The 26,219-nt window shown below is 75.5% G+C and carries 20 protein-coding genes; 6 read left to right on the top strand and 14 right to left on the bottom strand.

Features of this window, described 5'->3' with window-relative positions; genetic code table 11:
• The first annotated feature begins 8 nt into the window (after nt 1-8).
• Nucleotides 9-2,285, top strand: coding sequence for an FUSC family protein (locus tag HH311_RS33030; RefSeq protein WP_169181865.1), 2,277 nt, complete (start codon nt 9-11; stop codon nt 2,283-2,285).
• A gap of 71 nt (nt 2,286-2,356) precedes the next feature.
• On the opposite strand, the gene HH311_RS01805 is transcribed toward HH311_RS33030, so the two are convergent.
• Both HH311_RS01805 and HH311_RS01800 read right to left on the bottom strand, forming a co-directional pair.
• Nucleotides 2,357-2,941 carry a type 1 glutamine amidotransferase domain-containing protein gene (locus HH311_RS01805; RefSeq protein ID WP_169181864.1) on the bottom strand — a complete coding sequence of 195 codons (585 nt, stop codon included), beginning with the start codon at nt 2,939-2,941 and terminating at the stop codon, nt 2,357-2,359.
• Between the two features lie 73 nt (nt 2,942-3,014).
• Entirely contained in the window at nt 3,015-3,806 is a 792-nt protein-coding gene (locus HH311_RS01800) for a DUF1990 family protein (protein ID WP_312029878.1), read from the bottom strand.
• Between the two features lie 327 nt (nt 3,807-4,133).
• Between HH311_RS01800 and HH311_RS01795 the strand changes: the two genes are divergently transcribed.
• Entirely contained in the window at nt 4,134-4,961 is an 828-nt protein-coding gene (locus tag HH311_RS01795; RefSeq protein ID WP_169181863.1) for a GAF and ANTAR domain-containing protein, read from the top strand.
• 33 nt (nt 4,962-4,994) lie between these two features.
• On the opposite strand, the gene HH311_RS01790 is transcribed toward HH311_RS01795, so the two are convergent.
• From HH311_RS01790 to HH311_RS01770, 5 genes are all read right to left on the bottom strand, one after another.
• Nucleotides 4,995-5,735: a glycosyltransferase gene (locus HH311_RS01790; RefSeq protein WP_211189468.1), complete on the bottom strand. Its 741-nt coding sequence runs from the start codon at nt 5,733-5,735 to the stop codon at nt 4,995-4,997.
• Nucleotides 5,732-6,370 carry a bifunctional 2-polyprenyl-6-hydroxyphenol methylase/3-demethylubiquinol 3-O-methyltransferase UbiG gene (locus HH311_RS01785; RefSeq protein WP_211189467.1) on the bottom strand — a complete coding sequence of 213 codons (639 nt, stop codon included), beginning with the start codon at nt 6,368-6,370 and terminating at the stop codon, nt 5,732-5,734. The genes HH311_RS01790 and HH311_RS01785 overlap by 4 nt, the downstream gene beginning before the upstream one ends.
• On the bottom strand, nt 6,367-7,215 hold the full coding sequence (locus HH311_RS01780; protein ID WP_169181862.1) for a PIG-L deacetylase family protein: 849 nt from the start codon (nt 7,213-7,215) through the stop codon (nt 6,367-6,369). The genes HH311_RS01785 and HH311_RS01780 overlap by 4 nt, the downstream gene beginning before the upstream one ends.
• Nucleotides 7,212-8,201 carry an acyl-CoA dehydrogenase family protein gene (locus HH311_RS01775; RefSeq protein WP_211189466.1) on the bottom strand — a complete coding sequence of 330 codons (990 nt, stop codon included), beginning with the start codon at nt 8,199-8,201 and terminating at the stop codon, nt 7,212-7,214. The genes HH311_RS01780 and HH311_RS01775 overlap by 4 nt, the downstream gene beginning before the upstream one ends.
• 103 nt (nt 8,202-8,304) lie before the next feature.
• On the bottom strand, nt 8,305-10,047 hold the full coding sequence (locus HH311_RS01770; protein ID WP_169181861.1) for a Na+/H+ antiporter: 1,743 nt from the start codon (nt 10,045-10,047) through the stop codon (nt 8,305-8,307).
• Nucleotides 10,048-10,125: 78 nt separating this feature from the next.
• On the opposite strand from HH311_RS01770, the gene HH311_RS01765 reads away from it, so the two are divergent.
• Nucleotides 10,126-11,013, top strand: a complete 888-nt coding sequence (locus HH311_RS01765) for a DUF72 domain-containing protein (protein WP_312029877.1) — start codon at nt 10,126-10,128, stop codon at nt 11,011-11,013.
• Between the two features lie 244 nt (nt 11,014-11,257).
• Here the strand turns inward: HH311_RS01765 and HH311_RS01760 are convergent, their stop codons facing one another.
• From HH311_RS01760 to HH311_RS01735, 6 genes are all read right to left on the bottom strand, one after another.
• Entirely contained in the window at nt 11,258-13,891 is a 2,634-nt protein-coding gene (locus tag HH311_RS01760; RefSeq protein ID WP_169181860.1) for a DUF4118 domain-containing protein, read from the bottom strand.
• An 18-nt stretch (nt 13,892-13,909) separates the two neighbouring features.
• On the bottom strand, nt 13,910-14,620 hold the full coding sequence (locus HH311_RS01755; protein ID WP_169181859.1) for a potassium-transporting ATPase subunit C: 711 nt from the start codon (nt 14,618-14,620) through the stop codon (nt 13,910-13,912).
• A gap of 2 nt (nt 14,621-14,622) precedes the next feature.
• Complete coding sequence (gene kdpB / locus HH311_RS01750; RefSeq protein WP_169181858.1) at nt 14,623-16,764, bottom strand: potassium-transporting ATPase subunit KdpB; 2,142 nt, start codon at nt 16,762-16,764, stop codon at nt 14,623-14,625.
• Nucleotides 16,761-18,425: a potassium-transporting ATPase subunit KdpA gene (kdpA, locus tag HH311_RS01745; RefSeq protein WP_169181857.1), complete on the bottom strand. Its 1,665-nt coding sequence runs from the start codon at nt 18,423-18,425 to the stop codon at nt 16,761-16,763. Before kdpA ends, kdpB begins: the two co-directional genes overlap by 4 nt.
• Entirely contained in the window at nt 18,425-18,514 is a 90-nt protein-coding gene (gene kdpF / locus HH311_RS01740; protein WP_169181856.1) for a K(+)-transporting ATPase subunit F, read from the bottom strand. The genes kdpA and kdpF overlap by 1 nt, the downstream gene beginning before the upstream one ends.
• Before the next feature lie 163 nt (nt 18,515-18,677).
• Nucleotides 18,678-19,106 carry a hypothetical protein gene (locus HH311_RS01735; protein ID WP_169181855.1) on the bottom strand — a complete coding sequence of 143 codons (429 nt, stop codon included), beginning with the start codon at nt 19,104-19,106 and terminating at the stop codon, nt 18,678-18,680.
• A 229-nt stretch (nt 19,107-19,335) separates the two neighbouring features.
• Between HH311_RS01735 and HH311_RS01730 the strand changes: the two genes are divergently transcribed.
• The 3 genes from HH311_RS01730 to HH311_RS01720 all read left to right on the top strand — a co-directional run bounded on the left by HH311_RS01730 (nt 19,336) and on the right by HH311_RS01720 (nt 23,989).
• Nucleotides 19,336-21,273, top strand: a complete 1,938-nt coding sequence (locus HH311_RS01730; protein WP_312029876.1) for an APC family permease — start codon at nt 19,336-19,338, stop codon at nt 21,271-21,273.
• Between the two features lie 81 nt (nt 21,274-21,354).
• Nucleotides 21,355-23,655, top strand: a complete 2,301-nt coding sequence (gene lon / locus HH311_RS01725) for an endopeptidase La (RefSeq protein ID WP_169181854.1) — start codon at nt 21,355-21,357, stop codon at nt 23,653-23,655.
• 1 nt (nt 23,656) lies between these two features.
• On the top strand, nt 23,657-23,989 hold the full coding sequence (locus tag HH311_RS01720; protein WP_169181853.1) for a helix-turn-helix domain-containing protein: 333 nt from the start codon (nt 23,657-23,659) through the stop codon (nt 23,987-23,989).
• Nucleotides 23,990-24,395: 406 nt separating this feature from the next.
• Here the strand turns inward: HH311_RS01720 and HH311_RS01715 are convergent, their stop codons facing one another.
• Nucleotides 24,396-26,216: a complex I subunit 5 family protein gene (locus HH311_RS01715; RefSeq protein WP_312029875.1), complete on the bottom strand. Its 1,821-nt coding sequence runs from the start codon at nt 26,214-26,216 to the stop codon at nt 24,396-24,398.
• Nucleotides 26,217-26,219 lie beyond the last annotated feature (3 nt).

Here is a 26,219-nt window from a genome sequence, read left to right as displayed (position 1 = left end):
ATGACCGGGTGCTCGACGCTCCCGCGCGCCACCGGTCCGGGCGGCGCCTCCTGCGCTGGCTGCTGCGCCGCGACCCCGGCCTGGCCGCCACCCGCCGGGCGGTGCGGATCGCGGTCGCCGCGTCGATCGGCTTCCTCGTGTGCCGCTACGCGTTCGACGAGCCGACGGTGGCGGTCTACGCCGTCTTCGGCGTGCTCGGCTTCGGCGTGTTCTCCGACATCAGCGGCACCCCGGCCCAGCGCACCCGGACGATCGCGGCCTGCTGCCTCGCCGGGCTCGTCCTGGTCAGCGTGGGCACGCTCCTCGCGGTGAACACGTGGGCGGCGACGGCGGGCGTGCTCGTCGCCGGCGTCCTGGTCGCCCTGCTGGCCCTCGGGGGTCCCCGCGCCGCGGGCGTGGTGGTCGGCCTGCACCTGCTCTACATCCTGCCGTCGTTCCCGCCGTTCGAGCCCGACCAGCTGCCGCTGCGCCTCGCCGGGCTGGTGATCGGCACCGGGCTGCTCGCCCTCGCCGACCGCTTCCTCCTGCCGCCCGCCGCGCCGCTGCCGTTCGCCCGGCGGACCGCGACCGCCGCCCGGACGCTCGCCGTGCACCTCGAGGCCCTGCGGCACTGCGACGGCCCCGACGGCGAGGCGGCGCTCGCCCGCGCCCGGCGGGACTCGGCGTGGGCCGCCGAGCGGCTCCGGCTCGCCGGCGTCCCGGTGGACGAACGCCCCACCGGTCCGGGCGCCGCCGATCGGGGGCTCACCCACCTCGCGGCCGCGCTGCGCGCCCTGCACAGCCGGGTCGTGGCCCTCGAGGAGCTGGCGCCGGCGGCCCTGACCGACCCGTCCGGCACCGACCCGGAGGCGCCGACGGCGCTGCTCGCCGCGATCGCCGCCTCGTTGCACGAGGTGGCCGCCGCCCTGGGCGGCCACCACGTCCCGCCCGGCCTCGAGGGGCTGGACGCCGCGCGTGCCGCCTTCACCGCCCGCCGGCTGCGCGCGGTGCAGCTCCTGGGTCCCGGCGAGGGGACGGTGCAGGAGGCCGAGACGGCGGTGGCGGCCTCGCAGATCGCCGAGGAGCAGCGCATCGTCGTGCTCGCGACGCACGTGGTGCTGCTGCCCTCGCAGCCGGTCCCGGAGTCGGTGACCCCGGGCGACGACCCGGCGCGCGGGCCCTTCTCCTACGCCGGGGCGTCACCGCTGCTGCTGTGGTGGCGCCGGCTGCGCTGCCACCTGACGCTGCGCTCGGTGTACCTGCAGAACGCGCTGCGGCTCGGGGTCGGGCTGGCGATCGCCCGGCTCGTGGCCGGGGAGCTCGACGTGGCCCACGGGTTCTGGGTGCTGCTGGCCACGCTGACGCTGATGCGCACCTCGTCGGCCTCGACCCGGGCGGCCCTGCCCCCCGCGGTGATCGGCACGACGATCGGCGGCGCCCTCGCGGTCGGGCTCGTGCTGCTCGTCGGCCCCCACCCGGTCGCGACGGCGGCCCTGGTGCCGGTCGTCGTCGTGGTGGCGGTGGCCTCGGGGCGCATCGCGGGGGCGATCGCGGCGCAGGCCTGCTTCACCCTCGTCGTCGCCGTGCTCTTCGCGCAGCTGTCGCCGCCGACGTGGGAGCTCGGTCCGGAGCGCGTCCTCGACGTGCTGCTCGGCGCGGTGATCGGCCTCGTCGTCGGGGCCGCGGTGTGGCCGCGGGGCGGGCACGGCGAGGTGCGCCGCGCGGCGGCGCTCTGCCTCTCCGACGCCGCCGAGCTCGTCGACGGCACCACCGACTGGCTCGCCGGCGCGGCGCCGCGCAGCGTGGTGACGCAGCGGCTCGCGACGATGGCGGTCGGGCTCGCCCGCTACGAGGCGACCTACACCCAGTTCCGCTCCGAGCGCGGCCCCACCCGCGGGCACGACCTCGACTGGCTGGTGGTGCTCGGCGTCGTCCACCGGGTCAGCCGGGGCGCGCGCAGTGCGCTGGCCGAGCCCCCGGGGCCCGACGAGGCCGCGCCGTGGCCCGCCCTCACCGCCCGGCTGCGCGCCGACGTCGACGTCGTCGTCGACCGCTACCAGCGCTGGGCGGTGGTGCTCCGCACCGAGGGCGACGATCCGCACCAGGTCCCGGCCCCGCCCGCGGGCTTCGTGCGCGCCGGCCTGCGCGCGGTGGCCGATCTCCCGGACCGGACGGAGCACCCGGTGCGGGTGCTGCGCCTGGTCGACGCGTGGGGGTGGCTCGGGTGGCTCGCCGACGACCTCGTCGTCCTCGAGCGCCTCGCCCCGCCCCGGAGGCCGGCGGGGACCCCCCTCACCCCTGCCTAGGTGGCCTTTCGGCCTCGTGAGCAGAAAGTGTCGGTATGGCGACACTTTCTGCTCACCAGCGCGGAGCGCACCTATCGGACCTCGGCCGCATGGACCTCGGCGTCCTTGCGGGACTGCGAGAACTGCTCGACGAGCGTCCGGCAGAACGCAGGGAGGTCGTCGGGGGTGCGGCTGGTGACCAGCCCGTTGTCGACCACGACCTCCTCGTCGACCCACTGGGCGCCCGCGTTGCGCAGGTCGGTCGCCAGGCTGGGGAAGGAGGTCAGCCGGCGCCCGCGGACGACGTCGGCCTCGATGAGCAGCCACGGCGCGTGGCAGATCGCGGCGACCGGGGTGCCGGTCGCGAACGCCTCGCCGACCAGGCGCACGAAGTTCGGGATGGTGCGCAGCAGATCGGGGTTGGCGACACCGCCGGGCAGGACGAACGCGTCGTAGTTGTCGGTCTTCACCTGGCTCACGACCGCGTCCACGGTGAACCGGTCGCCCTTGTCGAGGTGGTGGAAGGCCTGGATCGAGCCGGTGGTCTCCGAGATGAGCACCGGCGTGCCGCCGGCCTCCTCGACGGCCCTCCACGGCTCGGTCAGCTCGACCTGCTCGGTGCCCTCCTCGGCGCACAGGAAGCCCACGGTGCGGCCCTGCAGCGGTGTGTCGCTCATGCGCTGGGCTTCCCGGGCCCGGCCTGCGAAAACGCCGCCGCCGCAGCGACGAACCTCACCGGCGCGGGAGCGCTCAGGAGCGCGGCGGGGGACACGGCCGACGGCGGCCGTGCGGGGCGGTCTCGACCCGCCTCGTCAGGACGTTGACCCCGTCGTGGACCCTGCCCCCGGCGATCCCGGCCGCCGCCTCGCACGACCGGACCCACATGTAGAGCTGCATCTCCTTGGCCACCCGCAGGTCGGTGTAGAGCAGGCGCACCGCCGCCGTCGCTGGCCGGGCCCACGTCTCGATCTCGAAGCGCACCGAGCCGTCGTCCTCGTCGACCGCACGGAACTCGATCTGCCCGGCCTCGAGGTGCCCGGACAGCGTCGCGAGCCGCAGCCGGAGGTCGTCGCGGTGGACGACCCGCACCGGCCCGTCCCAGGGGCCGGGCATCCGCACGACGAACTCGTCGCCGGGCCGCGGCAGGACCGGCGGGTCGTGCCGCGGCGAGACCGCCGCGACCTCGCTGGGCAGGAGCAGCGTCAGGTCGCGCTGCACCCGGTCCATGAGGTCCCGCGCCGCCAGCCGCGGGCGGTCGACGCAGACCCAGAAGCGCCGGTGGTAGAGCGGGCCGTGCCCGCTCTCCGCCGGCTGCGACCGGCCGTCGAGCAGCGCGTCCGGCACCTCCGGCGGCTGGTCGCCGTCGTCGCCGCGCTCCTCGTGACGCCGGATGGGGACCGGCTCACGCAGGTAGCTCCACGTCATCACGCCCATCCCGAAGAGCCAGCGCGCGGCGAGGCGCAGCCGGGCGCGTCCGGAACGGTCGGCCTGCTCGACGGCGTCGGGGTGGGGGTGCTCGCCCCGGAGGCCCGCAGCGCTCACCGGGCGGCTCAGGAGGCCGACCGGCCGGCGCCGTCCGCGTTCGGGTGCCGCTCGGCGGGATGGGCGAGGCGCGGTCGGGTGGTGGACGCGCTCATCGGTGGTGTCCTCCTGGGGAGCTCGAAGAGGTCGGCCCCGCCGGCGGCCCGGTCTGCACCGGCGAGGACCTGCACCGGCTTCCAACCCGGGTCAGCAACCAGTGGTGATCCGGAGCTACCCGGTCGACCGCGCGGGCCACACGTGGAATCCCGAATTCCGGGGGTCGTGACGGGGTCCCGACGCTTCCCCGGGCAGGCGTGACGGGCCTGTCCGGGGGGTACCGCGATGACCATGGCGACCGAGGAGGAGTGGCAGGCAGCCCGTTCGCGCTTCGTCGAGCACGAGGCCGGGGGAGGCGACGACGCGCGGGGCGCGGGGTCGGTGTCGGTGCACGTGACACCCGACCTGGGCCCGCTGGCCGCGGAGTTCGTCGGGCTGAGCCGCGACCTGTTCACGGTGCCGCCGGAGACCGGGGTCGTGGGCGTGCTCGAGCGGGTCGTGCGCCGCGCGGCGGCGATCGTGCCCGCCGCCATGGTGTCGGTGACGCTCCGGGAGTCCGACGGGACGTTCCACACACCCACCGAGACCGACCCGCTCGCCACCCGCGCCGACGGCATCCAGTACGAGACCGGCGAGGGTCCCTGCGTGGAGGCCACCGCCACGTCGAGCACGGGGTTCACCGCCAGCACCGACCTCGCCCACGACGAGCGCTACCCGCACTTCGGCCCGCGGGTCGTCGACCTCGGGTTCACCGCGCTGTGCTCCACCGGCATGTTCCCGGGCGGCGACCCGCCGCGTCTCGGCGCGCTGAACTACTACTTCCGCGGTCCGGCCGGGCTCTCCGACGTCGACGAGGACGCGATGCTCATCCTCGCCTCGCACGCGGCGGTCGCCCTGCACGCCGCCCGCAACCTGGAGGCGGAGAAGCTGCGGACCGCCCAGCTCACCGAGGCGCTGCAGTCGCGGGACGTCATCGGGCAGGCCAAGGGCATCCTCATGGAGCGCCGCGGCGCGTCCGCCGACGAGGCCTTCGACGTCCTGCGCCGCGCCTCCCAGGACCTCAACATCAAGATCCGCGACATCGCGGAGACGATCGCGACCCGGCGCGCGGAGCTCTGACGGGGGCCTACCCCGTCATCCCGCGTACTGGGCTCATCCCGCGTACTGGGCGCCCCGGCCGAGCCCGTCCAGCCCGTCCAGCCCGTCGAAACCGTCGAGCTCGGTGAGCCGGCGGGCGAAGCCGTCCTGGGCCCGCGCGATCCGCCGCCCGCTGGTGAGCACCGGGCTGCGCCGCGTGCGGTGGACCACGCGGCCCCCGGCGTCGAGGGCGGCCACGAGCGCGACGTCCTCGCCGGACGCCAGCGCGGGGAACCCGCCGCACGCGCGGTAGGCGCTCGCCCGCACCCCGAGGTTGGCGCCGTGGACGTGCGGGTGCGGGTCGCCGGCCACGTCGTAGACGTCGGCGAACCAGTGCCGGGCCCCGGACGCCTGCTCGCCCCAGTCCTCGACGTAGACCGCGCCCACCCGCGCGTCGGCCGGCCGGGCCCACGCCTCGAGCTGGGCGAGCAGCCAGTCGGGGGGCACCCGCGAGTCGGCGTCGGTGGTGGCGAGCCACCCCGGGGACGGGCCGGGGCCGTCGAGCAGCGCGCGGACCCCGGTGTCGCGGGCCCGCCCGACGCACCGGTCGCCGATGGTCACGGTCTCGACGCCGTGCGCCCGCGCGACGTCGGCGGTGCGGTCCCGGCAGGCGTCGAGGACGACGACGGTGCGCACGAGGGCCCGCTCGGCGACCCAGCGCGTCGCGCGGGCCAGCGCGTCGAGGCACCCGCCGAGCAGGTCCTCCTCGTCGTGGGCGGGGACGACGACCCCCAGGACGGGCAGCGGTCGGGTCACCGCAGCCCCACCCGCTGGGCGACGGAGCGGGGCCCGGGAGGGACGCGGGCGAGCACGTCGAGCCGGAAGTCGGCCTCGCGGTGCTCGGCGACCCGGGCCAGTCCCTCGACCCGGGCGAGCTCGTCGTGCACCGCGTCGCCCTCGACGGGGTACTCCGGCGCCGCCCGGATCCAGTGCACGGCGAGCAGCGTCCCGCCGGGCTCGAGCCGGTCGCGGACGCCGGCCCACAGCGCGGCGCGGTCGGCGGCGTCGAAGTAGTAGGCGAGCTCGGAGACCACGACGAGGTCGAACGGCCCGTCCGGCAGGGCGTGCGGGACCGCGGCCTGCTCGACCCGGGCGTGGGGCCGGTCGGCCAGCCGCGTGCGGGCCCGCTCGACGGCCTCCCGCGCCAGGTCGGTGCACACCAGCTCGTCGCAGCGCGGCGCGAGGAGGACCGAGAGCGCACCGCCGGCGCACCCGGGCTCGAAGGCGCGGCGGTACCGGGGGTCGGGGAGCGCCGCGAGCACCACCGCGCGCTTGCGCTCCTCGTACCAGGACGACTCCAGGCCCCACGGGTCGTCCTCGTCGCCCCAGAGCCGGTCGAAGTAGGCCGTCCCCACCGAGCCGGTGTGCCGGGTGCTCACCCCGTCGGTCACGGCCCCGTCCTCCACAGCACCTCGACGTCCCGCAGCAGCCGGGCCAGCACCTCCGGCGGGAGGATCGAGGCGTCACGGGGGTCCGCCGAGAGGGGCTGCACCTGCGTGGTGAAGCACGCGACCGCGTCCTGCTTGGCGCGCAGCGCCGCCTCCGGCAGCGTCACCGCGACCGCGTCGTCGTGCGGCACCGCCGGGGTGCCCGCGTCGTCGGTCGTCAGCGGGTCCGCCCAGTGCCACAGCCAGATGGCGTAGCGCCACAGCGCCACCCCGTGGCGGTCCGCGGCGTCGGCGGCGACCTCGGCCACGACGTCGTGGTCGGGGTGCCCGTCCCCGGTCACCGGGGCCAGAACGGTGTCCCCGGGGTGCAGCACGTCGTCGAGGACCTCGGTGAGCGCGCCGCGGTGCCCGGCGACGCCGCCGTCGGGCAGCCCGGCGCGCACGACGGTCACGGTCGAGCGCCGCGGCGCCGCGTCTGCCGGTGTGACATCCCCTGGCGCCGCGTCTCCCGGCGCCGCGTCGTCGAGCCCCAGCGCCGCCAGCGCCCGCCGTCGTTCCTCGTCGCGGCGCACGGCGAGCTCCTCGCGGCCCAGGGTCGGGCTGTCGGGGTGGCTGGCCTCGCCGTCGGTCACGGCCACCACGACGAGGTCGAGCGGCTCGGCCCCCGACGCCCAGGCCGCGAGGGTCCCGCCCGCGCCGAGGGTCTCGTCGTCGGGGTGCGGTGCGACGACCACCGCCCGCCCGGACGGCCGGACGTCGGCCGGGGCGACGCGGGGCAGGGCGGCGAGGAAGGCCGAGTCGCGCCAGCGCGCCTCGGCGGTGCCCGGTCCGGTGAGGTCCCGGGTCACAGGCGGACCCCGTCCGCGCGGTCGCCGTCGACCTCGGAGGCGAGGTGGCCGAGGGCCGCGAGGTCCCGCTCGGCGTGGCTCTGGCGGACGAAGACCTCGAGGTCGGCGACGTGGCGCGCGTGGTGGGCGTCGAAGGCGAGCGGGCGGGGACCGGTCGCGCGGCCGGTGCTGCGCAGCACCGTCTCGACGGCGTCCTCCACGCTCGCCCGGGCACGGATCGCCCGACGGCGGGCGCGCGCCACCGGCTCGGTCGGGGCGCCCGGGGCGGCGATCTCGGCTGCGTCCTCCCGGAGCACCGCGGCGGCCGCGGCGAGGGCGGCGTCCACGCGCCCGAGGTGGGCCGCGTCGTGCTCGTCGCCGCGCCCGCTCGCCAGGCGGTCGCGCAGCGGGGCCGCCGCGCCGACCGCGCCGCCGAACCAGGCGGCGGCGACGCCGACGGCGCCGTGCCAGAAGCCCGGCCGGTCCAGGTAGGTGCCGGGCCCGCCGACCGGGTACGCGCGGGTCGCGGTGAAGCGGACCGTGGCGGTGCCGCTGTCGCGCATGCCGACGCCGCGCCACGGGTCGCCGTTGCGGATCTCGTCCGAGGCGCGGAGGTCGACGGCGAACAGCCGGTCGCCGTCGGGGGCGGTGGCGGTGACGAGCGCGTGGGTGCAGCGGTCGGACCCGGAGCACCACGGCTTGCGGCCGGTGAGGTACCAGCCGCTGCCGTCGGGGGTCGCGTGCAGCGCGGTCTCGGGGCTGCCGGCCGCCCACACCCCCCACAGCGACCCGGCCTCGACCACCGCGCCGCCGAGCTCGTCGGTGATCGTGGCGGCGTCGAGGTGGGCCTCGGCGAGGCGGGCGGCGTCGAGGTCGTGCTCCCCGGCCTCCGCGAGCACCCGCCAGTTGGCGAGGACGTGCCCGCGGGGGGTGGGGTGCAGCCGGAGGGCCGCGACGGCCCGGGCGAGCGTGTCGCCCACCAGGCGCGGCGAGACGGCCGAGGTCACTGGCTCCTCCCGGGCGGGGTGCGCCTCCGGGAGGACGACCGGGGGCGGGATGGTCGGGGCGGGTCCGGGTTGACGATGCGCCCGGGAAGCAAACCCGTGCCGATCACCGCACGATCATCGCGGCCTGTTCCAGGTCGAGCTCGTGCTGGATCCGGACGAAGGCGTCCTCGCCGAGCGTGCCCGCGTTGCGCAGGGCCAGCAGGCGGCTCCGCTCGGCGACCAGCATCGCCTGGCCGTAGCGCCGGTAGGACTCCCGGGTGGACTCGTGGGCACCGTCGCCCTCGTCGTCGTGGGACGCGGGGGCGGCCACCGACTCGGTCGTGCCGCCGCGGCCGGCCGCCTCGGGGTCGGGGAGCTCGTGCTCGGGGGTCTCCGGCGCCGCCTCCCCGGGTTCCCCGCCGTCGGCGTCCGCGGAGCCCGGGCCCGCGGCGTCGGCCTGCGCCTCCGCGGCCTCCTCGGCCTCGGTCGCCGCCTCGATGCGGTTCTGCACCCGGCGGCGCAGCTGCTCGACGACCTGGCGCCGGCCCGGCTCCTCGCGCTCGAGCTGCTCGAGGCACTCGAGGGCGGCGTCGGCCGCGAGCCGGCGCGCCCGCGCCTCCTCCTGCGCCTCCTCGACGGCCTCGCCGTGCGTCCCGGGCAGCCGGCGGGCGAGCGCGGGCAGCGTCACGCCCTGCCCGAGCAGGGTCGCGAGGATGACGACGAAGGTCACGAAGACGACGAGGTCGCGCTGCGGGAACGCCCGCCCGTCGGGCAGCGCGACCGGCAGGGTGAGCACCGCCGCGAGGGACACCGCCCCCCGCATCCCCGACCAGGCGGTCAGCGTCGTCTCGGTCCACGACGCGTGCCGGCGCCGCAGGAGCGTCGCGAGCCCCTGCTCGGCGAGCACCACCCAGGCGAAGCGCACGGCGACGACGGTCCCGACGACGGCCAGCGTCACCCCGGCGACCACGCCCGGCGCCATCCCGCTGATCCCGACGACGACCTGGCGCAGCTGGAGCCCGACGACGAGGAACACCATGCCCTCGAGCAGCCACGACACGGCGGTGCGCACGGCGCCGGTGACGACGCGGGCCCCCGGCTCCATGATCGTCGTGGCGCGGTGCCCGAGGTAGAGCCCGGAGACGACCACCGCGGCCAGCCCGGACGCCCCGAGCTCCTCGGCCGGCAGGTAGGACACGAACGGGGCCACGAGGAACACCACGACGTCGGTGTAGGGGTGGGTCACCCGCTGCCGGACCCAGCCGATCACCAGCGCCGCCACCGCGCCGGCCACGAGGCCGCCGACGCTGACCACCAGGAACCGGCCCACCGCCTGCGGGAACGACAAGGTGTCGCCCGCGACGGCGCCGACCGCGACGGTGAGCACGGTGAGCGCCGCGGCGTCGTTGAACAGGCTCTCGCCCTCGAGCAGCGCGACCACCCGGCGGGGGAGACGGATGGTGCGGGCCACCGCGGTGGCGGCCACCGCGTCGGGCGGCGCGACCACCGCCCCCAGCGCGCAGGCCGCGGCGAACCCGAGCCCGGGCACCAGCACCTCGGCGACCCCGCCGACGGCGAGCGCGGTGACGATCGTCAGGCCCACGGAGAGCAGCAGGATCGGGCGCAGGTGGATGCGGAACGCCGGCACCGAGGCGGCGAACGCCGCGCAGTAGAGCAGGACCGGCAGCACGACGACGAGCACCAGGTCGGGGTCGATGTGGTACTGCGGCAGGCCCGGCACCCAGGAGAGTCCGATGCCCACGACCAGCAGCGCGATCGGGTCGGGGACACCCGTGCGGCGCGCGCCGGCCCGCACGAGGGCGGTGACGATGACGAGCGCGACGATGCCCGCGACCACTGCGATCACCGTGTGATCCTGCCAGTCGCCGTCACGATGTCCCACGTCGGAGACCGCGAGTGTGACGGCCGACTACGATCGGGCGCCGTGACGGGCACCGGGCGGGGCCTCGTGCGCGTCGGCACGTCGGGCTGGACGTACGACTCCTGGCAGGGCTCGTTCTTCCCCGACGGCCTCGCTCGTCGGCGCCGCCTCGAGTTCCTGTCCGGGCGTCTCGACGCCGCCGAGGTCAACGGCACCTTCTACTCGCTGCAGCGCGCCTCGTCGTTCCGCACCTGGGCCGCGGCCACCCCGGAGGACTTCCGCTTCGCGGTCAAGGGCAGCCGCTACATCAGCCACATGCGCAAGCTGCGCGGCGTCGAGGAGGCCCTCGGCCGCTTCCTCGCCTCCGGGCTGCTGGCGCTCGGGCCGAAGCTCGGGCCGGTGCTCTGGCAGCTCCCGCCGAACCTGGGCTGGGACGCGGAGCGGATCGGCGAGTTCCTGGCGATGCTCCCGCGCACCACCGGTGCGGCCGCCGCGCTCGCCGCCGACCACACCGACCGCGTCCCCGACCCCTGCACCGTCACCGACGAGGACCGGCCGATGCGGTACGCCCTGGAGGTCCGGCACCCGAGCTTCCGGACCCCCGACGCCGTCGAGCTGCTGCGCGCCCAGGACGTGGCCCTCGTCGTCTCGGACAGCGCGGGTGAGTTCCCGTGCTTCGACGACGTCACCGCGGACCTCGTCTACGTCCGGCTGCACGGGCACGACGAGCTCTACCGCAGCGGGTACGACGCGGCGGCGCTCGACGGCTGGGCCGCCAAGGTCACCGCGTGGGCGGCGGGGGAGGCGCCGGTCTCGGGCGACACCATCGCGCCCTCGGCCCCGCCGCCGGTCGCGCCGCGGGAGGTCCTCGTCTTCTTCGACAACGACGCCGAGGGCCACGCCCCGCACGACGCGGTGGCGCTGCGGGACGCGGTGGCCGCCCGCCGCTGATGCGGGCGGGGAGTGTGTGCGCCGCGCACACACTCCGGCAGCGACGTCGATGGGCTCCCGGAGGACCACCGCGCCGCGCACACGATCGTTGCCGCCTGGTGCGAGAGCAACCCACTCGGGCGGTCGGCGCAGCCGCGAGGGGAGCGGGTCGAAGATCAAGGAGCCGCTGCGCGTCCGGTGGAGATCCGATCGAGGCGTGGGGACTCCCTCGCGCGGCGGCGGACGGTCGGACTGCGGTGGCGCGTCAGGCCGTCGTCTCCGACCAGGCCGACGGGGCCGGGGCGCTCGCCGTCCCGGGCTCGGCCGCGGGCAGCGTCAGGACCATGGTCAGCCCGCCTCCCGGGGTGTCCTCGGTCGCCAGCGTCCCGCCCATCGCCTCGGCGAACCCCTGCGCCACGTGGAGCCCGAGCCCGATCCCGGTGTCCGCCGGGTGGTCGTGGAGGCGCTGGAAGGGCACGAAGAGCCGCTCGGCCCGGCCGCGGGGCAGCCCGGGGCCGGTGTCGACCACCCGGAGCTCGACGCGGTCGGCGTAGGCGCTCGCGCGCAGGGTCACCGGGTCGGGGCCGCCGTAGCGCAGGGCGTTGTCGACGAGGTTGGCCACCACCCGCTCGGCGAGCCCGGGGTCGGCGAGGACGTCGGGGAGGTCGTCGGGGACCTCCACCCGGACCCGGTCGTCGTCGGCCGGGACCGTGGCCAGGGTCATCGCCACGATCTCGTCGTAGCCCACCGGGCGCCGCTGCGGGGTGACCGCGCCGGTCGCCAGGCGCGACGAGTCCAGCAGGTTGTCCACCAGCGTGGTGAGCCGGTCGCTCGACTCCTCCACCGTCGCGAGGAGCTCCGTGCGGTCGGTCGCCGACATCGTCACCGTCGGATCGCGCAGGCTCGAGGCCGCCGCCTTGATCGCGGCCAGCGGGGTCCGCAGGTCGTGGCCCACCGCCGAGAGCAGCGCCGTGCGCAGGCCCGCGGCGTCGGCGCGGCGCTGGGCCTCGTAGGCCTCCGCGGCCATGCGCCGATTCCGCAGGGCGAGCAGCGCCTGCCCGCTCACGGTGGCGAAGAGGGAGCGTTCGGTGGGGGTCAGCGCCCGGCCCCCGGCGACCAGGTGCACGCCCTCGTCGACCTCGACGTCGGCGTCGGCGTCCTCCGGGCGGGCGCAGGGCGCCGTCCCGGTGCAGGCGGTGACGTCCCACTTCCCCCCGGCGCCGCGTTCGAGCAGGGCCACCGCGGTGAGCCCGAAGGCCTCCCGGACCCGCTCGAGCAGCTTGGGCAGCGGGTCGGACCGCGACAGCACCACGCGGGCGAACGAGGCCAGGAGGGTCGCCTCGGTGCGGGCCTGGGCGGCCTGGGCGGCGCGGCGGTCCGCGCGGTCCACCACGAGGGCCACGAGGACCGCGACGAGCACCATCGCCACGATCTGGACGAGGTTCTCCGGCTCGGCGACGGTGAAGGTGTGCACCGGCGGGGTGAGGAAGAAGTTGAGCAGCAGCCCGCCGAGGACGGCGGCGAGCAGGGCCGGCCCGAGCCCGCCGAGCAGCGCGGTCACCACGGTGGCGAGGAAGAAGACCACGATGTCGGTCGAGAGCCCGACCCGGTCGGAGATCAGGACACCCAGCACCGTCGCCAGCGCCGGGAGGAGCACGGCCGCCGGCCAGCCGACGGCGCGCCGGCGCGCGGGGATCGAGAGCTTCCGCCGTTCGGTGCGCCGCCCGGCGGCCTCGGCGTGCGTCACCAGGTGCACGTCGATCGCGCCGGACTCCGCCACGGCGCGGGCCCCGATGCCGGGGTCGACCAGCCGGGCCCAGCGCGAGCGCCGGGAGGTCCCGAGGACCAGCTGCGTCGCGTTGACCCCCCGCGCGAACTCGAGCAGCGCCGCCGGGACGTCGTCGCCGACGACCGTGTGGAAGGAGGCCCCGAGGTCCGACGCGATGCGTCGCAGGTCCCCGGCGGAGCCGCCGCCGGGGCCGCCCACCCCTGATCGACCCACCCCTGATCGGCCCAGCCCGTCGCCGCGCAGTACGTGCACACAGAGCAGGTCGGCCGACCCCGCCCGCCGCGCGATGCGCGCCGCCCGCTTGAGCACCGTCGCGCTCTCGGGTCCTCCCGTGACCGCCACGACGACCCGCTCCCGGGCCTCCCAGACCTCGGAGATGTCGGACTCGGTGCGGTAGCGCTGGAGGGCGACGTCGACCTGGTCGGCCACCCAGAGCAGGGCCAGCTCCCGCAGCGCGATCAGGTTGCCGGTCCGGAAGTAGTTCGCCAGGGACGCGTCGATCTTCTCGGGCCGGTAGATGTTGCCGTGCGCCATCCGCCGGCGCAGCGCCTCCGGGGTGATGTCGACCAGCTCGAGCTGGTCGGCGGCCCGGACCACCGCGTCGGGGATCGTCTCCTGCTGGCGGACCCCGGTGATGCGCTCGACGACGTCGCCGAGGGACTCGAGGTGCTGCACGTTCACCGTCGAGATCACGTCGATGCCGGCGTCGAGGAGCTCGTCGACGTCCTCCCAGCGCTTGGCGTGCCGGGACCCCGGGGCGCAGGTGTGGGCGAGCTCGTCCACCACGCACACCTCGGGGGCCCGGGCCAGGACCCCCTCGACGTCGAGCTCGCTCAGCTCGGTCCCCCGGTACTCGACCGGCTTCCGGGGGAGGACCTCGAGCCCGTCGAGCAGCTCCGCCGTCCTGGGACGACCGTGCGTCTCGACCAGCCCGACGACGACGTCGGTGCCCCGGTCGAGCCGCCGGCGCGCCTCGGCCAGCGCGGCGTAGGTCTTCCCGACGCCGGGCGCCGCACCCAGGTGGATGCGCAGCTCACCGCGCCGCTCGCTCCCGGCGCCGGCCGGGTCTCCCGACCCGAGCCTCGCGTCGGCGGCGTCCTCCCTGCTCATGTCCCCAGCTTCCTCCGATCAGCGGGCCGAGGGCGCGGCGCCGTGGACCAGGGCGTCCAGCTCGGACACGTTCACCGTCGGCTCGCCGAGGAACCCGAGCGTCCGCCCAGAGGTGGCCTGTTCGACGAGGGCCCGGACGCGGTCCGGGCCGAGGCCCGTCACCCGGGCGACGCGCGGGACCTGCAGCGCGGCGTAGGCCGGGCTGATGTCGGGGTCGAGCCCGGAGCCCGAGGCGGTCACCGCGTCCGGGGGCACCGCGGCCGGGTCGACGCCCTCCCGCGCCGCGATCGCGGCGCGCCGCTCGCCGACGGCCTTGACGAGGCCGTCGGAGTCGGCGGCCTCGTTGGACCCGCCCGAGGTGCTCGGGTCCGCCGGGCCCAGCCCCGCCGTCGCGCTGTCGGGGGCCGAGGCCGAGGGCCGTGTGTGGAACCACGGGTCGGTGGCTCCGGAGGGGTCCGCCGGGACCGGGTCGATGCCGATGAGCGAGGACCCCGTGGCGGTCCCGTCCGCCGTCATCAGGGACCCCTCGGCCTGGTCGTGCAGGCCGGGGACCCGGCTGACCACCCAGATCCCGAGGGGGTAGGCCACGCCGAGCAGGATCGTGAGCACGACGAGCAGGCGCAGGGCGGCGAGCCCCTGGCGGCGCAGCGCCGAGCCGGTGACCGGGTGGACGGGGGTGGGCTCGTCGGTGGTGTCGGTGTGTTCTCTGTGCTCGCGCAGCGTGGACATGATCAGCCGATCCCCGGGATGAACCGGACGACGAGGTCGATGAGGTAGATGCCGACGAAGGGCACGACGACGCCGCCGAGCCCGTAGACGAGCAGGTTGCGCCGCAGCATCGCGTCGGAGCCCATCGGCCGGAACCGCACGCCGCGCAGGGCGAGCGGGATGAGCGCGACGATGACGAGCGCGTTGAAGACGACCGCCGAGAGGATCGCCGACTCCGGCGTCGCCAGGTGCATGACGTTGAGCGCGGCGAGCTGCGGGAAGATCACCAGGAACATCGCGGGGAGGATCGCGAAGTACTTCGCCAGGTCGTTGGCCACCGAGAACGTGGTCAGCGCTCCGCGGGTCACCAGCATCTGCTTGCCGATCTCGACGACGCCGATGAGCTTCGTCGGGTCCGAGTCGAGGTCCACCATGTTGCCGGCCTCCTTGGCCGCGGCGGTCCCGGAGTTCATCGCCACCCCGACGTCGGCCTGGGCCAGCGCCGGCGCGTCGTTGGTGCCGTCGCCGGTCATGGCGACCAGGCGCCCACCCGACTGCTCGCGCCGGATCAGGGCCAGCTTGTCCTCGGGGGTGGCCTCGGCCAGGACGTCGTCGACCCCGGACTGCTCGGCGATGGCCCGCGCGGTGACCGGGTTGTCCCCGGTGATCATCACGGTGCGGATGCCCATCGTGCGCAGCTCGGCGAAGCGCTCGGCGATGCCGGGCTTGACGACGTCGGAGAGCTCGACGAGGCCCGCGGCGCGGGCGGGGCCGTCGGCGCCGCGGCGGGCGACGAGCAGCGGGGTCCCTCCGCGCTCGGAGATCTCCTGGGCGATCGCCTCGACCTGGGCGCGCGCCGACTCGTCGTCGCCGTGCCCGCGCACCCACGCCAGCACCGACGACGTCGCGCCCTTGCGGACCGACTCGCCGTCGAGGTCGATCCCCGACATCCGGGTGGTCGCGCTGAAGGGCACGAACTCGGCCACCGCCTCGTCGGCGCTCGCCTCGTCGGGCAGCCCGTGCAGCTCGGCGCAGAGCGTGACCACCGAGCGGCCCTCGGGGGTGGTGTCGGCCAGGCTCGACAGCCGCGCCTGGCGCGCCAGCTCGCCGGTATCGACGCCGTGCAGGGGATGCAGCGCGGTCGCGCGCCGGTTGCCGTAGGTGATGGTGCCGGTCTTGTCGAGCAGCAGCGTCGACACGTCGCCGGCCGCCTCGACCGCCCGGCCCGAGGTGGCCAGCACGTTGCGCTGCACCAGCCGGTCCATCCCGGCGATCCCGATCGTCGAGAGCAGCGCCCCGATCGTCGTCGGGATGAGGCAGACGAGCAGCGCGACGAGCACCACCAGCGACTGCGGGCCCCCGGAGTAGATCGCCATCGGCTGGAGGGTGACCACGGCGAGCAGGAACACGATCGTCAGCGCCGCCAGCAGGATCGTCAGCGCGATCTCGTTGGGGGTCTTCTGCCGCTGAGCGCCCTCGACCAGCGCGATCATCCGGTCGACGAAGGACTCGCCCGGCTTCGCGGTGATCCGCACGACGATGCGGTCCGAGAGGACCGTGGTGCCGCCCGTGACCGAGGAGAAGTCCCCGCCGGACTCGCGGACCACCGGGGCCGACTCGCCGGTGATGGCCGACTCGTCGACGGTCGCGATGCCCTCGACGACCTCGCCGTCGCCGGGGATCGTCTGCCCGGCCTCGACCACCACGCGGTCGTCGAGGCGCAGCGTCGTCGCGGGGACCTCCTCGAGCGGGCCGGAGGAGTCGTCGCCGGTCAGGCGCCGGGCCGTGGTGTCGGTGCGGGTCCGGCGCAGCGCGTCGGCCTGGGCCCGTCCGCGGCCCTCGGCCACGGCCTCGGCCAGGTTCGCGAAGACGACGGTGAACCACAGCCAGATCGCGATCAGCCACGCGAACACGCTCGGCGAGACGATCGCCGACACCGTGACGACGACCGACCCGACCCACACCACGAACATGACGGGGTTGCGGACCTGGACGCGGGGATCGAGCTTGCGCAGGGCCTCGGGGAGCGACTCGAGCAGCTGGGCCGGCCGGAACGCGCCCGCCCCGACCCGGCCGGCGCGCTCGGCGTGGACGTGCTCCTGGTGGTCCGGCGGCCGTTCCGTGCCGTGGCCGACGGGGCGCAGGGTCTCGGGGTGGACGGTCATGACAGGCCCTCCGCGATGGGGCTGAGCGCGAGTGCGGGGAGGAAGGTGATCGCGGCGACCAGGACGATCGTCCCGACCACGAGCACCGAGAACAGTGGCTTGTCGGTGGCGAGCGTCCCGGCGCTCGGCGGCACCCGGGGCTGCCGCGCGAGCAGGCCGGCCAGCGCGAGGACGGCCACGATCGGCAGGAACCGGCCGAGGAGCATCGCCACGCCGAGCGCGGTCTGGAAGAACGGGCCGGTGACGGTGAGCCCGGCGAAGGCCGAGCCGTTGTTGTTCGCGGCCGACGCGAACGCGTAGAGCACCTCGGAGAGCCCGTGCGGGCCGGAGTTGCCCAGCGCGTCACCGGTCGAGGGCAGCGCGATCGCGAGGCCGGTCCCCAGCAGCACGACGGCGGGCATCGCCAGCACGACGACGACCGCGCAGGTCACCTCGCGGCGCCCCAGCTTCTTGCCCAGGTACTCGGGGGTGCGCCCGACCATCAGCCCGGCCAGGAACACCGCGATGATCGCGACGACGAGGATGCTGTAGAGCCCGGTCCCGACCCCGCCCGGCGTCATCTCGCTGAACAGCATGTTCAGGATGGTTCCGCCGCCGCCGAAGGCCGAGTAGCTGTCGTGCATCGAGTTGACCGCGCCGGTCGACGTGGCCGTCGTCGAGTTCGCGAAGAGCGCCGAGGACGGGACGCCGAACCGGGCCTCCTTGCCCTCGAGGTTCGCCCCGGCCGCGACCGCCGCGGGCCCTGAGGCGTGGGCCTCCGCGACCCAGATGATCGCGAGCATCGCACCCCACAGCGTCGCCATGACGCCGAGCAGCGCCACGCCCTGGCGCTGGTTCCCGACCATCCGCCCGAACGTCCGGGTCAGCGCGACCGGGATGACGAGCAGCGCGAAGATCTCGATCCAGTTGGTGGCACCGTTCGGGTTCTCGAACGGGTGCGCCGAGTTGGCGTTGAAGACGCCGCCGCCGTTGGTGCCCAGCTCCTTGATCGCCTCCTGGGAGGCGGCCGGGGCGAGGGCGATGGTGCTCGCGCGGCCGTCGACCCCGACGACGTCGGCGCCGGCGTGCAGGCTCATGACGACGCCGAGCGCGAGCAGCACGAGTGCGACGACGACCGAGATCGGCAGCAGGATGCGGGTGCAGCCCCGGACGATGTCGACCCAGGCGTTGCCGATGCGCCCGCCCGCCCGCGACCGGACGAACCCGCGGACCAGCGCCACCGCGACGGCCATCCCGACCGCCGCCGACACGAAGTTCTGGACGGTCAGCCCGATCATCTGGGTGACCGCACCCATCGTCGTCTCGGGCACGTAGGACTGCCAGTTCGTGTTGGTCACGAACGAGATCGCGGTGTTGAACGCGACGCCGGGGTCCACCGCGCCGTGCCCCTGGTCGAACCCGAGCACGCCCTGCAGGCGCTGGACCAGGTACAGCAGCACGATCCCGAGCAGCGAGAACGCCAGGACCGCCACCGCGTAGGTGCCGGCGCGCTGGTCGGAGTCGGGGTCGACGCCGGTGAGGCGGTAGATCAGGCGTTCGCCGCGCCAGTGGCCCTCGGCGGTGTAGACGCGGGCCATCCAGTCCCCGAGCGGGCGCCACACCACACCCAGGGCGACCAGGAGGGCCAGGAGCTGCAGCAGCCCCGCCGCCGTGTCGCCCATCAGAACCTCTCCGGGCGGACGAGGGCGACGGTCAGGTAGATCAGCAGCGCCAGGGCGACGAGGCCGCCGACGACGTTCGCGGCGGTCACAGCCGGTCCAGTCCGCGGACCGCGAGCAGCAGGACCGCGAACACCGCGATCACCACCACCGCATACAGGAGGTCGGCCACCACATGCCGTCCTTTCACGCGTCGGTGCCCGCGGCGGGTCACCGCGGGCGTCGGAGCCGACTCTGCGCCCGCGCCCGGCGCCCTCAGCGCGACGTTGACGCGTCGTTGACGACCACCGTGGGCTTCTTTGACGGCTCCGCCAGGAGGGCCTCGACGCGGTCCGCCACGAGGCGCCGGGGGAGCCGGCACCAGGCTCCGCAGAGCGCCGCGCCGACGAACGCGGCCAGCCAGGCGAGCTCGCCCGGGTCGGCCGGCACCAGCCGCCCGTAGCGGTGCGCCACGAACCCGTCCGCCGACAGGGCCCAGAGCAGCCCGATGGCGACCGCCGCCCGCCGGGTGCCGATCGTCGCCGTGAGCGCGCACCCGACGACGAGCGCCGCGAGCGCCCACGCCGAGCCCGCCGGGGTCAGGGCCCCGAGGCCGACGGCGGCGACGAACCCGACCGCCGCGGCCGGGGGCACGAGCAGGCCGGCGGACGGTCCCGGCGCTCCCGCGCCCGACGCTCCGGTCACGGCGTCCTCCTTCGACGCCCGGATCGTGGCCGGGCGCCTACGCGGTGGCGGAACCGTCTACACATCCTTGACGGCACCGGGAATCGGGCGTCCGGGCCGAACGCGGCAGGATTCCCGACACCGGGGCACGGAGTCCGCGTCGTCGCCCCGCCGCGGCCGGGAAGTTTTGACGCGTTCTTGTCGCGGCGGGCCCGATCGGGAGGGCCCGCCGTTCCTACGCTCGCCCACCGTGTGGGGTGCGACGTTCTCGAAGCGGCTGCTGGTCGGGCGGCCGATGGCCTCGACCCGGCTCGACGACACCCTGCTGCCCAAGAAGCTCGCGCTGCCGATCTTCTGCAGCGACGCGCTCTCCTCGGTCGCCTACGCCACCGAGTCGATCCTCGTGGCGCTCTCCGCCGGCGGGCTCGCGTTCTTCGCCGGCGCCCCGTGGATCACCGTCGTGGTGGCCGCGGTCCTGGTGATCGTCGTGGCCTCCTACCGCCAGACCTGCCGCGCCTACCCGCGGGGCGGCGGGTCGTACATCGTCAGCCACGAGAACCTCGGGCCGTCGGCGGGTCTGGTCGCGGCGGCGGCGCTGCTGGTCGACTACGTGATGACCGTGGCCGTCTCGGTCGTCGCGGGCACGGCCGCGATCACCTCGGCGATCCCGGCCGCGGGGCCGCACACCGTCGCGATCGCGGTCGGGCTCGTCGTCGTGCTGACCGTGGTGAACCTGCGCGGCCTGCGCGAGACCGGGACGGCGTTCGCGGCCCCGACCTACGGCTTCGTCGTGATCGTCTTCGTGATGTTCGGCTGGGCGGCGGTGCGCGCCCTGTCGGGGCACCACCTCGTCGCGGAGAGCGCCGGGCTGCCGGTGCTGCCGACCGAGCACGCCACCGGCCTGCTCGCGGTGTTCCTCGTGCTGCGGGCCTTCGCCCAGGGCTGCACGGCGCTCACCGGCGTCGAGGCCATCAGCAACGGCGTGCCGGTGTTCCAGCCGCCGAAGGCCCGCAACGCCGCGACCACGCTGGGCCTGCTCGCGACCCTGGCGGTCACCATGGGCGTGGGCATCACCGTCCTCGCCGTCGTCTCCGGGGTGCACGCCGCCGCCGACCCGACCCAGCTCGGGCTGCCCGCGGGCGCCACCCCGCGCACCGTCCTCGCGCAGGTCGCGGCCGCGGTGTTCGGGGACGGGACGGTCGGCTTCTACGCCGTGCAGGCCCTCACGGCGGGGATCCTCGTCCTCGCGGCGAACACCTCGTTCAACGGCTTCCCGGTGCTCGCCTCGATCCTCGCGCGGGACCGCTACCTGCCGCGGCAGTTCTACACGCGCGGGGACCGGTTGGTGTTCTCCAACGGCATCGTGCTGCTCGCGCTGTTCGCGATCGTGCTGATCTGGTCGTTCGACGCCTCCGTCAACGCGCTCATCCAGCTCTACGTCGTCGGCGTGTTCATCGCGTTCACGCTGTCCCAGCTCGGCATGGTGCGGCACTGGCAGCGCCGGCTCGCCGAGCCGGGCGCCGAGGGGCGCGCCCGGATGCGCCGGTCCCAGGCGATCAACGCGGTCGGCGCGGTCAGCACCGCGACGGTCCTCGTCGTCGTGCTCGTCACCAAGTTCCTCGACGGCGCGTGGATCGTCGTGCTCGCCGTCCCGCTGCTGTTCGTGCTCATGCGGGCGGTGTCGAGGCACTACGCGACGGTGGCCGACGAGACCGCCGTCGGACCCGACCGGCCCCTGGGGCCGAGCCGCAACCACGTGTTCGTGCTCGTCTCGTCGGTCAACGGGCCCACCCTGCGCGCGCTGGCGTACGCCCGCTTCCTGCGCCCCGACACGCTCACGGCGATCACGGTGCCCGTCGACGACGACCCGGAGTCGATGCGCGCCGCGTGGGACGCCGCGGACACCGGGGTCGCGCTCACGGTGATCGACTCGCCCTACCGGGAGATCACCCGGCCGATCCTCGCGTACGTCAAGGAGTTCCCGCGCCGGGGCCCGCGCGACGTCGTCACGGTGGTGATCCCCGAGTACGTCGTCGGGCACTGGTGGGAGCAGCTGCTGCACAACCAGAGCGCGCTGCGCCTCAAGGCCCGCCTGCTCTTCCAGCCCAGCGTGGTGGTCATCGACGTGCCGTGGCACCTGCGCTCGGCGGCGGTGGCCCCGGTCGCCGCCGTCCACGACGCGTCCTGACCGGGCCGGGAGTGTGCCAGGAATAACGAAGCCGCTTCAACACTTGTAGCTGCTACCAAGCACGAGTGATGGGGTGACGAGATGACCGAGCTGTTGCTGGTCCCCGTCGACGACAACGTGATCTTCCCCGGGATGAGCCTCGTGGTGCCGGCCGCCGAGGTCGGCGCCGCCGAGGGCGAGCAGGTCCTGCTCGTCCCGCGCCACGAGGGGCGCTTCGCCGCCGTCGGCACCGTCGCCGACGTCACGGGCCGCACCCGGCTGCCGAACGGCGTGACCGCCGTGCAGCTGACCGGCGCGCACCGCGGGAAGGCCGGGACGGGCAGCGCCGACGACGCGGGGCACCTGCGCGTCGACGTGACGCCGTTCCCGGACGCCACCGAGCGAGACGGCCGGATCCGCGAGCTGGAGAACACCTACCGCGCCGTGGTCGAGGAGATCCTCGAGCTGCGCGGTGACGACGGCCGCGTCGGCGCGATGCTGCGCGGCATCGACGAGCCCGGGGCCCTGGCGGACACCGCCGGGTGGGCGCCCGAGGTCTCCTACGAGGACAAGGTGGCCGTCCTCGAGACGCTCGACGTGCGCGAGCGCCTCGAACTGGCCCTGCGCCTGCAGCGCGAGCGGCTCGCCGAGCTGCAGGTCCGCAAGACGCTGCGCGAGGACGTCGAGTCCGGCGCCGCGAAGCAGCAGCGCGAGTACGTGCTGCGCCGCCAGCTGGAGGCGATCCGCAAGGAGCTCGGGGAGTCCGACCCCGACGGTGCCGCCGGCGACGACTACCGCGCCAAGATCGCCGAGGCCGGCATGCCCGACCACGTGCGCGAGCAGGCCGAGCGCGAGCTCGCCCGGCTGGAGCGCAGCGGCGAGCAGTCCGGCGAGTCGTCGATGATCCGGACCTACCTGGACTGGCTGCTGGCGCTGCCGTGGGCGAAGCGCTCCGAGGAGCAGCTGGACCCGGTCGGGGCACGCACCGTGCTCGACGCGGACCACACCGGCCTGGAGGACGTCAAGGACCGCATCGTCGAGTACCTGGCCGTCCGCAAGCTGCGGCGTGACCGCGGGGTCGAGGACGACGGCGGCAAGGCTGGCACGATCCTCACGCTCGTCGGGCCGCCCGGCACCGGCAAGACCTCGATCGGCGAGTCCGTGGCCCGCGCGATGGGTCGCGAGTTCGTCCGGATGTCGCTCGGCGGCGTCCGCGACGAGGCCGAGATCCGCGGTCACCGGCGCACCTACGTCGGCGCCCTGCCCGGCCGTCTGGTGCGGGCGCTGCGCGACGCGGGCACGATGAACCCGGTGATCCTGCTCGACGAGGTGGACAAGGTCGGCGCCGACTGGCGCGGCGACCCGTCCGCCGCGCTGCTGGAGGTCCTGGACCCGGCGCAGAACCACGCGTTCCGCGACCACTACCTCGACGTCGAGATCGACCTCTCGCAGGTGGTGTTCCTGGCCACGGCCAACCAGCTCGACACGATCCCCGGCCCGCTGCTCGACCGCATGGAGGTCATCTCCTTCGACGGCTACACCGTCGAGGAGAAGGTCGCCATCGCGCGCGACCACCTGCTGCCGCGGCAGGTCCGTGCCGCCGGTCTGACGACCGACGACGTGACCGCCGACGAGTCGGCGCTACGGCTCGTGGTGTCCGAGTACACCCGCGAGTCCGGCGTCCGGCAGCTCGACCGCGCGCTGGGCAAGCTGACCCGCAAGATCGCGACCGAGGTGGCGTCGGGCTCTGACCCGGTCGTCGTCGACACCGCCGTGGTGCGCAAGCACCTCGGGCGGCAGAAGGTCTTCACCGAGTCCGTCGAGCGGACCGCTGTGCCCGGCGTCGCGACCGGCATGGCCGTGACCGGGGCGGGCGGCGACGTCCTCTTCGTCGAGGCCGCCTCGATGGCCGGGGACGAGGGCCTGGTCCTCACCGGCCAGCTCGGCGACGTCATGAAGGAGTCCGCCCGGATCGCCCTGTCGTGGGTGCGCTCGCACGCCGCGGACCTGGGCATCGCCGAGGAGGCGTTCACGGGACGCTCGTTCCACGTGCACGTCCCCGCGGGCGCGATCCCGAAGGACGGTCCGTCGGCCGGGGTCACGATGGCCACCGCGCTGGTGTCGCTGCTGACCGGACGGCCGGTGCGGCACACCGTCGCGATGACCGGGGAGCTGACGCTGCAGGGCCGGGTGCTGCCCATCGGCGGCGTGAAGCAGAAGGTGCTGGCCGCGCATGCGGCGGGCCTGACGCAGATCGTCGTGCCGGAGCGCAACCGGGCCGACCTCGACGACGTCCCCGCCGACGTCGCGGGGCAGCTCGAGTTCCACCCGTCGATGACCATCACCGAGGTCCTCGACGTCGCCCTGGAGCCGGTGGCCGCCGAGCTCGGGGTGGCGGCCTGACATGTGCTCGCGGGAGCCGGTACCGCCCGAGGTGCGCGCGCTGACGGCACTGCTGGAGCGACGCTGGTCGCTCTCGGTGCTCTACGCCGCGCACCTCGGTGCGGTCCGGTTCTCCGAGTTCGAGCAGGCCCTCGGCCAGGTCCCGCCGGCCACGCTCGCCGCGCGGCTGGCGGACCTGGAGGGGGCCGGGCTCCTGGAGCGGCGGGTGCTCGACACCCGGCCGCCCCGCACCGAGTACTCGCTCTCCGCGGAGGGTCGCCGGCTGGCGCCCCTGCTGGAGGCGCTCACCACCTGCAGCCGCGGTCGCGGCGGCCCCCCGCGGGCCGGTCGCTAGGGGCTGGTGCCCCGTCGGCCCGGGCCGGCACGTCCTCGCGCGAGGGGAACCCTCGTGCGGCTAGAGCGGCTGAATTGTCCCCTCGCCCGGCGAGACGCCGTCGCGCGAGGGGAAGGTTCGATCGGCTAGAGCGGCCGAGGGTTCCCCTCGCGCGTGGGACCCGGCCCGCGCGCGATGACTCCCTCGCGGGAGCGAGCCCGTCACGGCGTGGCCGCCGCGGATCCGTGGTCGCTTAGATTCAGGAGACACGCCCTAGCCGGGTCGGCGGGGGGCGAGTGTGTGTCCCGCGCGTCGGTGGTGGCGCACTCGAACGTCGGCGCGCGGAGAACGTGTGCGTCGCACGTCGGTCGTCGCACACCCGCACGTCGGTGCGACGCGCCGTGTGTCCGGCGCGTCGGTGGCCGTCTCACCCCAGCGTGGGTGCCGCGACCGCGATCCCGATGACGGCGGCCCCGAACAGCAACCAGGCGACGTAGTCGCCCACGTGGCCGGAGTGCAGGCGCTCCAGGCCCAGCACGACCGGCCCGATCGCGCGCCGCACCGGCCGCCGTCGTCGGGCCGGCACCCGCCCGGAGACCAGGACGAGCAGCGCGAGCACGACCGCCGCCGCGGTGGTCAGCACCCCGGTGACGACGCCCGGCGGGTGCCAGCTCACCGGCTCGGGCACCGCGCCCGCGACGGCGCCGGTCCCGAGCACCGCCGCCCGGTAGGCCCCGCCGTCGGCGAGCCGTTCCCCGGCGAGGGCGCCCACCCGACCGATCAGCGGGAGGACCCCGACGACGGCGGCCGCGGCGAGCAGCAGGGCCGGGGCCGCGAGCATCGTCGCGGTCGCGTGGCGCAGGCGGCCGGTGGTCTCCCGCTCCTCGCCCTCGCCGCTGGTGCGCTCGAGGTCCACCCGGCGCTCCGGGCGCGGGCCGACGCCGTAGAACACCCGCAGCCCCGCGCGCAGCACCGCCGCGGCGGTGACCACGGAGGTCCCGACGACCACCGGCACGAGCGCCCCGGGCACCGACTCCTCCAGCGCGGCCTTCCCGAGCCCGGCCCCGAACGGGGGCAGCCCCGCCAGCGCGAGCGCGGCCACGACGTAGAGCGCGGCGGCGACGCGGTCGGCGGGGTCCCCGGTGCGGCCGGCGCCGTGCAGATCGATCTCGTCCACGCTGCCGAACCGCGCCAGCAGCCCGCCGACCAGCAGGAACAGCGCCGCCTTCACCCCGGCGTGCCCGGCGAGGTAGACCAGCCACGCGCGGGCACCGCCGTCGGTGGCGCCGACGAGGAAGAGCCCGATGTGGGCGATCGTCGAGTAGGCGAGCAGCCGCTTGAGGTTGCGCTGGACCACGCACAGCACGGCGCCGAGCACGGCGGTCACGGCCCCGACGACGACGAGGACACCCCGCAGCGCCGGCACCTCCGGGGCCGCGACCGCGCTGACCCGCACGACGCCGTAGACCCCGAGCGGCGCCATCACACCGGAGAAGAGCACGCACACCGGGGTGGGGGCGACGGCGTGCGCGTCGGCGAGCCAGAAGTGGAAGGGCACGGCCGCCGCCTTGACCAGCCATCCGACAAGGACGAGCACGATCCCGACCACGGCCGGCCCGTCGGGCCGCGCGCCCGCCAGGGTCTCGCCGACGTAGGCCAGGGAGAGCTGCCCGGTCCGCGCGTAGAGCACCCCGATCCCGCACAGCGCCAGGTAGGCGCCCAGGGAGTTGACCACCCCGAACGTCAGCCCACCCTGCAGCGAGCGCGGCTCCTCGATCTTGTAGGCGGCCAGCGCGTAGGCCACCGCCCCCATGAGCTCGAAGAACACGAGCATCGTGAAGAGGTCGCCGGCCAGCACGAAGCCGGTCATCCCGGCGCTGAAGAGCAGCACCAGCCCGTGGAACCGGGCCTCGACGGACGCGAAGTACCGCCAGCTGAACAGCAGCGCCCCGGCCGCCAGCACCCCGACGAGGACCACCAGGCCGCCGGCGGCGGGGTCCACGACCAGCGCGATCCCCACCGGGTGCGCGCCCGGCGGCGGCGTCCAGCCGCCGAGCCAGGTCACCGCGTCGCCCGCGAGGGTGGCGTGCACGAGCAGGGCGCCGCAGACCGCGAGGCCCACCGCGCCGGCCAGGGCGACGGCGTCGATCACCGGCCGGGGCAGCCACCGGCCGGCGACGAGGACCAGGCACGCCAGGAGCACCGGGCCGGTGACGGCGACCGGGGCGAGGACGTCCACGGTGTTCACGGC

Source organism: Actinomycetospora sp. TBRC 11914 (assembly GCF_012933465.1).
Lineage (GTDB): Bacteria > Actinomycetota > Actinomycetes > Mycobacteriales > Pseudonocardiaceae > Actinomycetospora.
Note: the sequence above shows the minus strand (reverse complement) of the source record. Positions and strands in the feature narration are given on the sequence as shown.

What these genes read in the sequence shown, in the direction of transcription:
- HH311_RS01805 (WP_169181864.1), bottom strand. Translation starts at nt 2,941, where the DNA reads ATGAGCGACACACCGCTGCAGGGCCGCACCGTGGGCTTCCTGTGCGCC.
- HH311_RS01795 (WP_169181863.1), top strand. Translation starts at nt 4,134, where the DNA reads ATGGCGACCGAGGAGGAGTGGCAGGCAGCCCGTTCGCGCTTCGTCGAG.
- HH311_RS01760 (WP_169181860.1), bottom strand. Translation starts at nt 13,891, where the DNA reads ATGAGCAGGGAGGACGCCGCCGACGCGAGGCTCGGGTCGGGAGACCCG.
- HH311_RS01755 (WP_169181859.1), bottom strand. Translation starts at nt 14,620, where the DNA reads ATGTCCACGCTGCGCGAGCACAGAGAACACACCGACACCACCGACGAG.
- kdpB (WP_169181858.1), bottom strand. Translation starts at nt 16,764, where the DNA reads ATGACCGTCCACCCCGAGACCCTGCGCCCCGTCGGCCACGGCACGGAA.
- kdpA (WP_169181857.1), bottom strand. Translation starts at nt 18,425, where the DNA reads ATGGGCGACACGGCGGCGGGGCTGCTGCAGCTCCTGGCCCTCCTGGTC.
- lon (WP_169181854.1), top strand. Translation starts at nt 21,355, where the DNA reads ATGACCGAGCTGTTGCTGGTCCCCGTCGACGACAACGTGATCTTCCCC.
- HH311_RS01720 (WP_169181853.1), top strand. Translation starts at nt 23,657, where the DNA reads ATGTGCTCGCGGGAGCCGGTACCGCCCGAGGTGCGCGCGCTGACGGCA.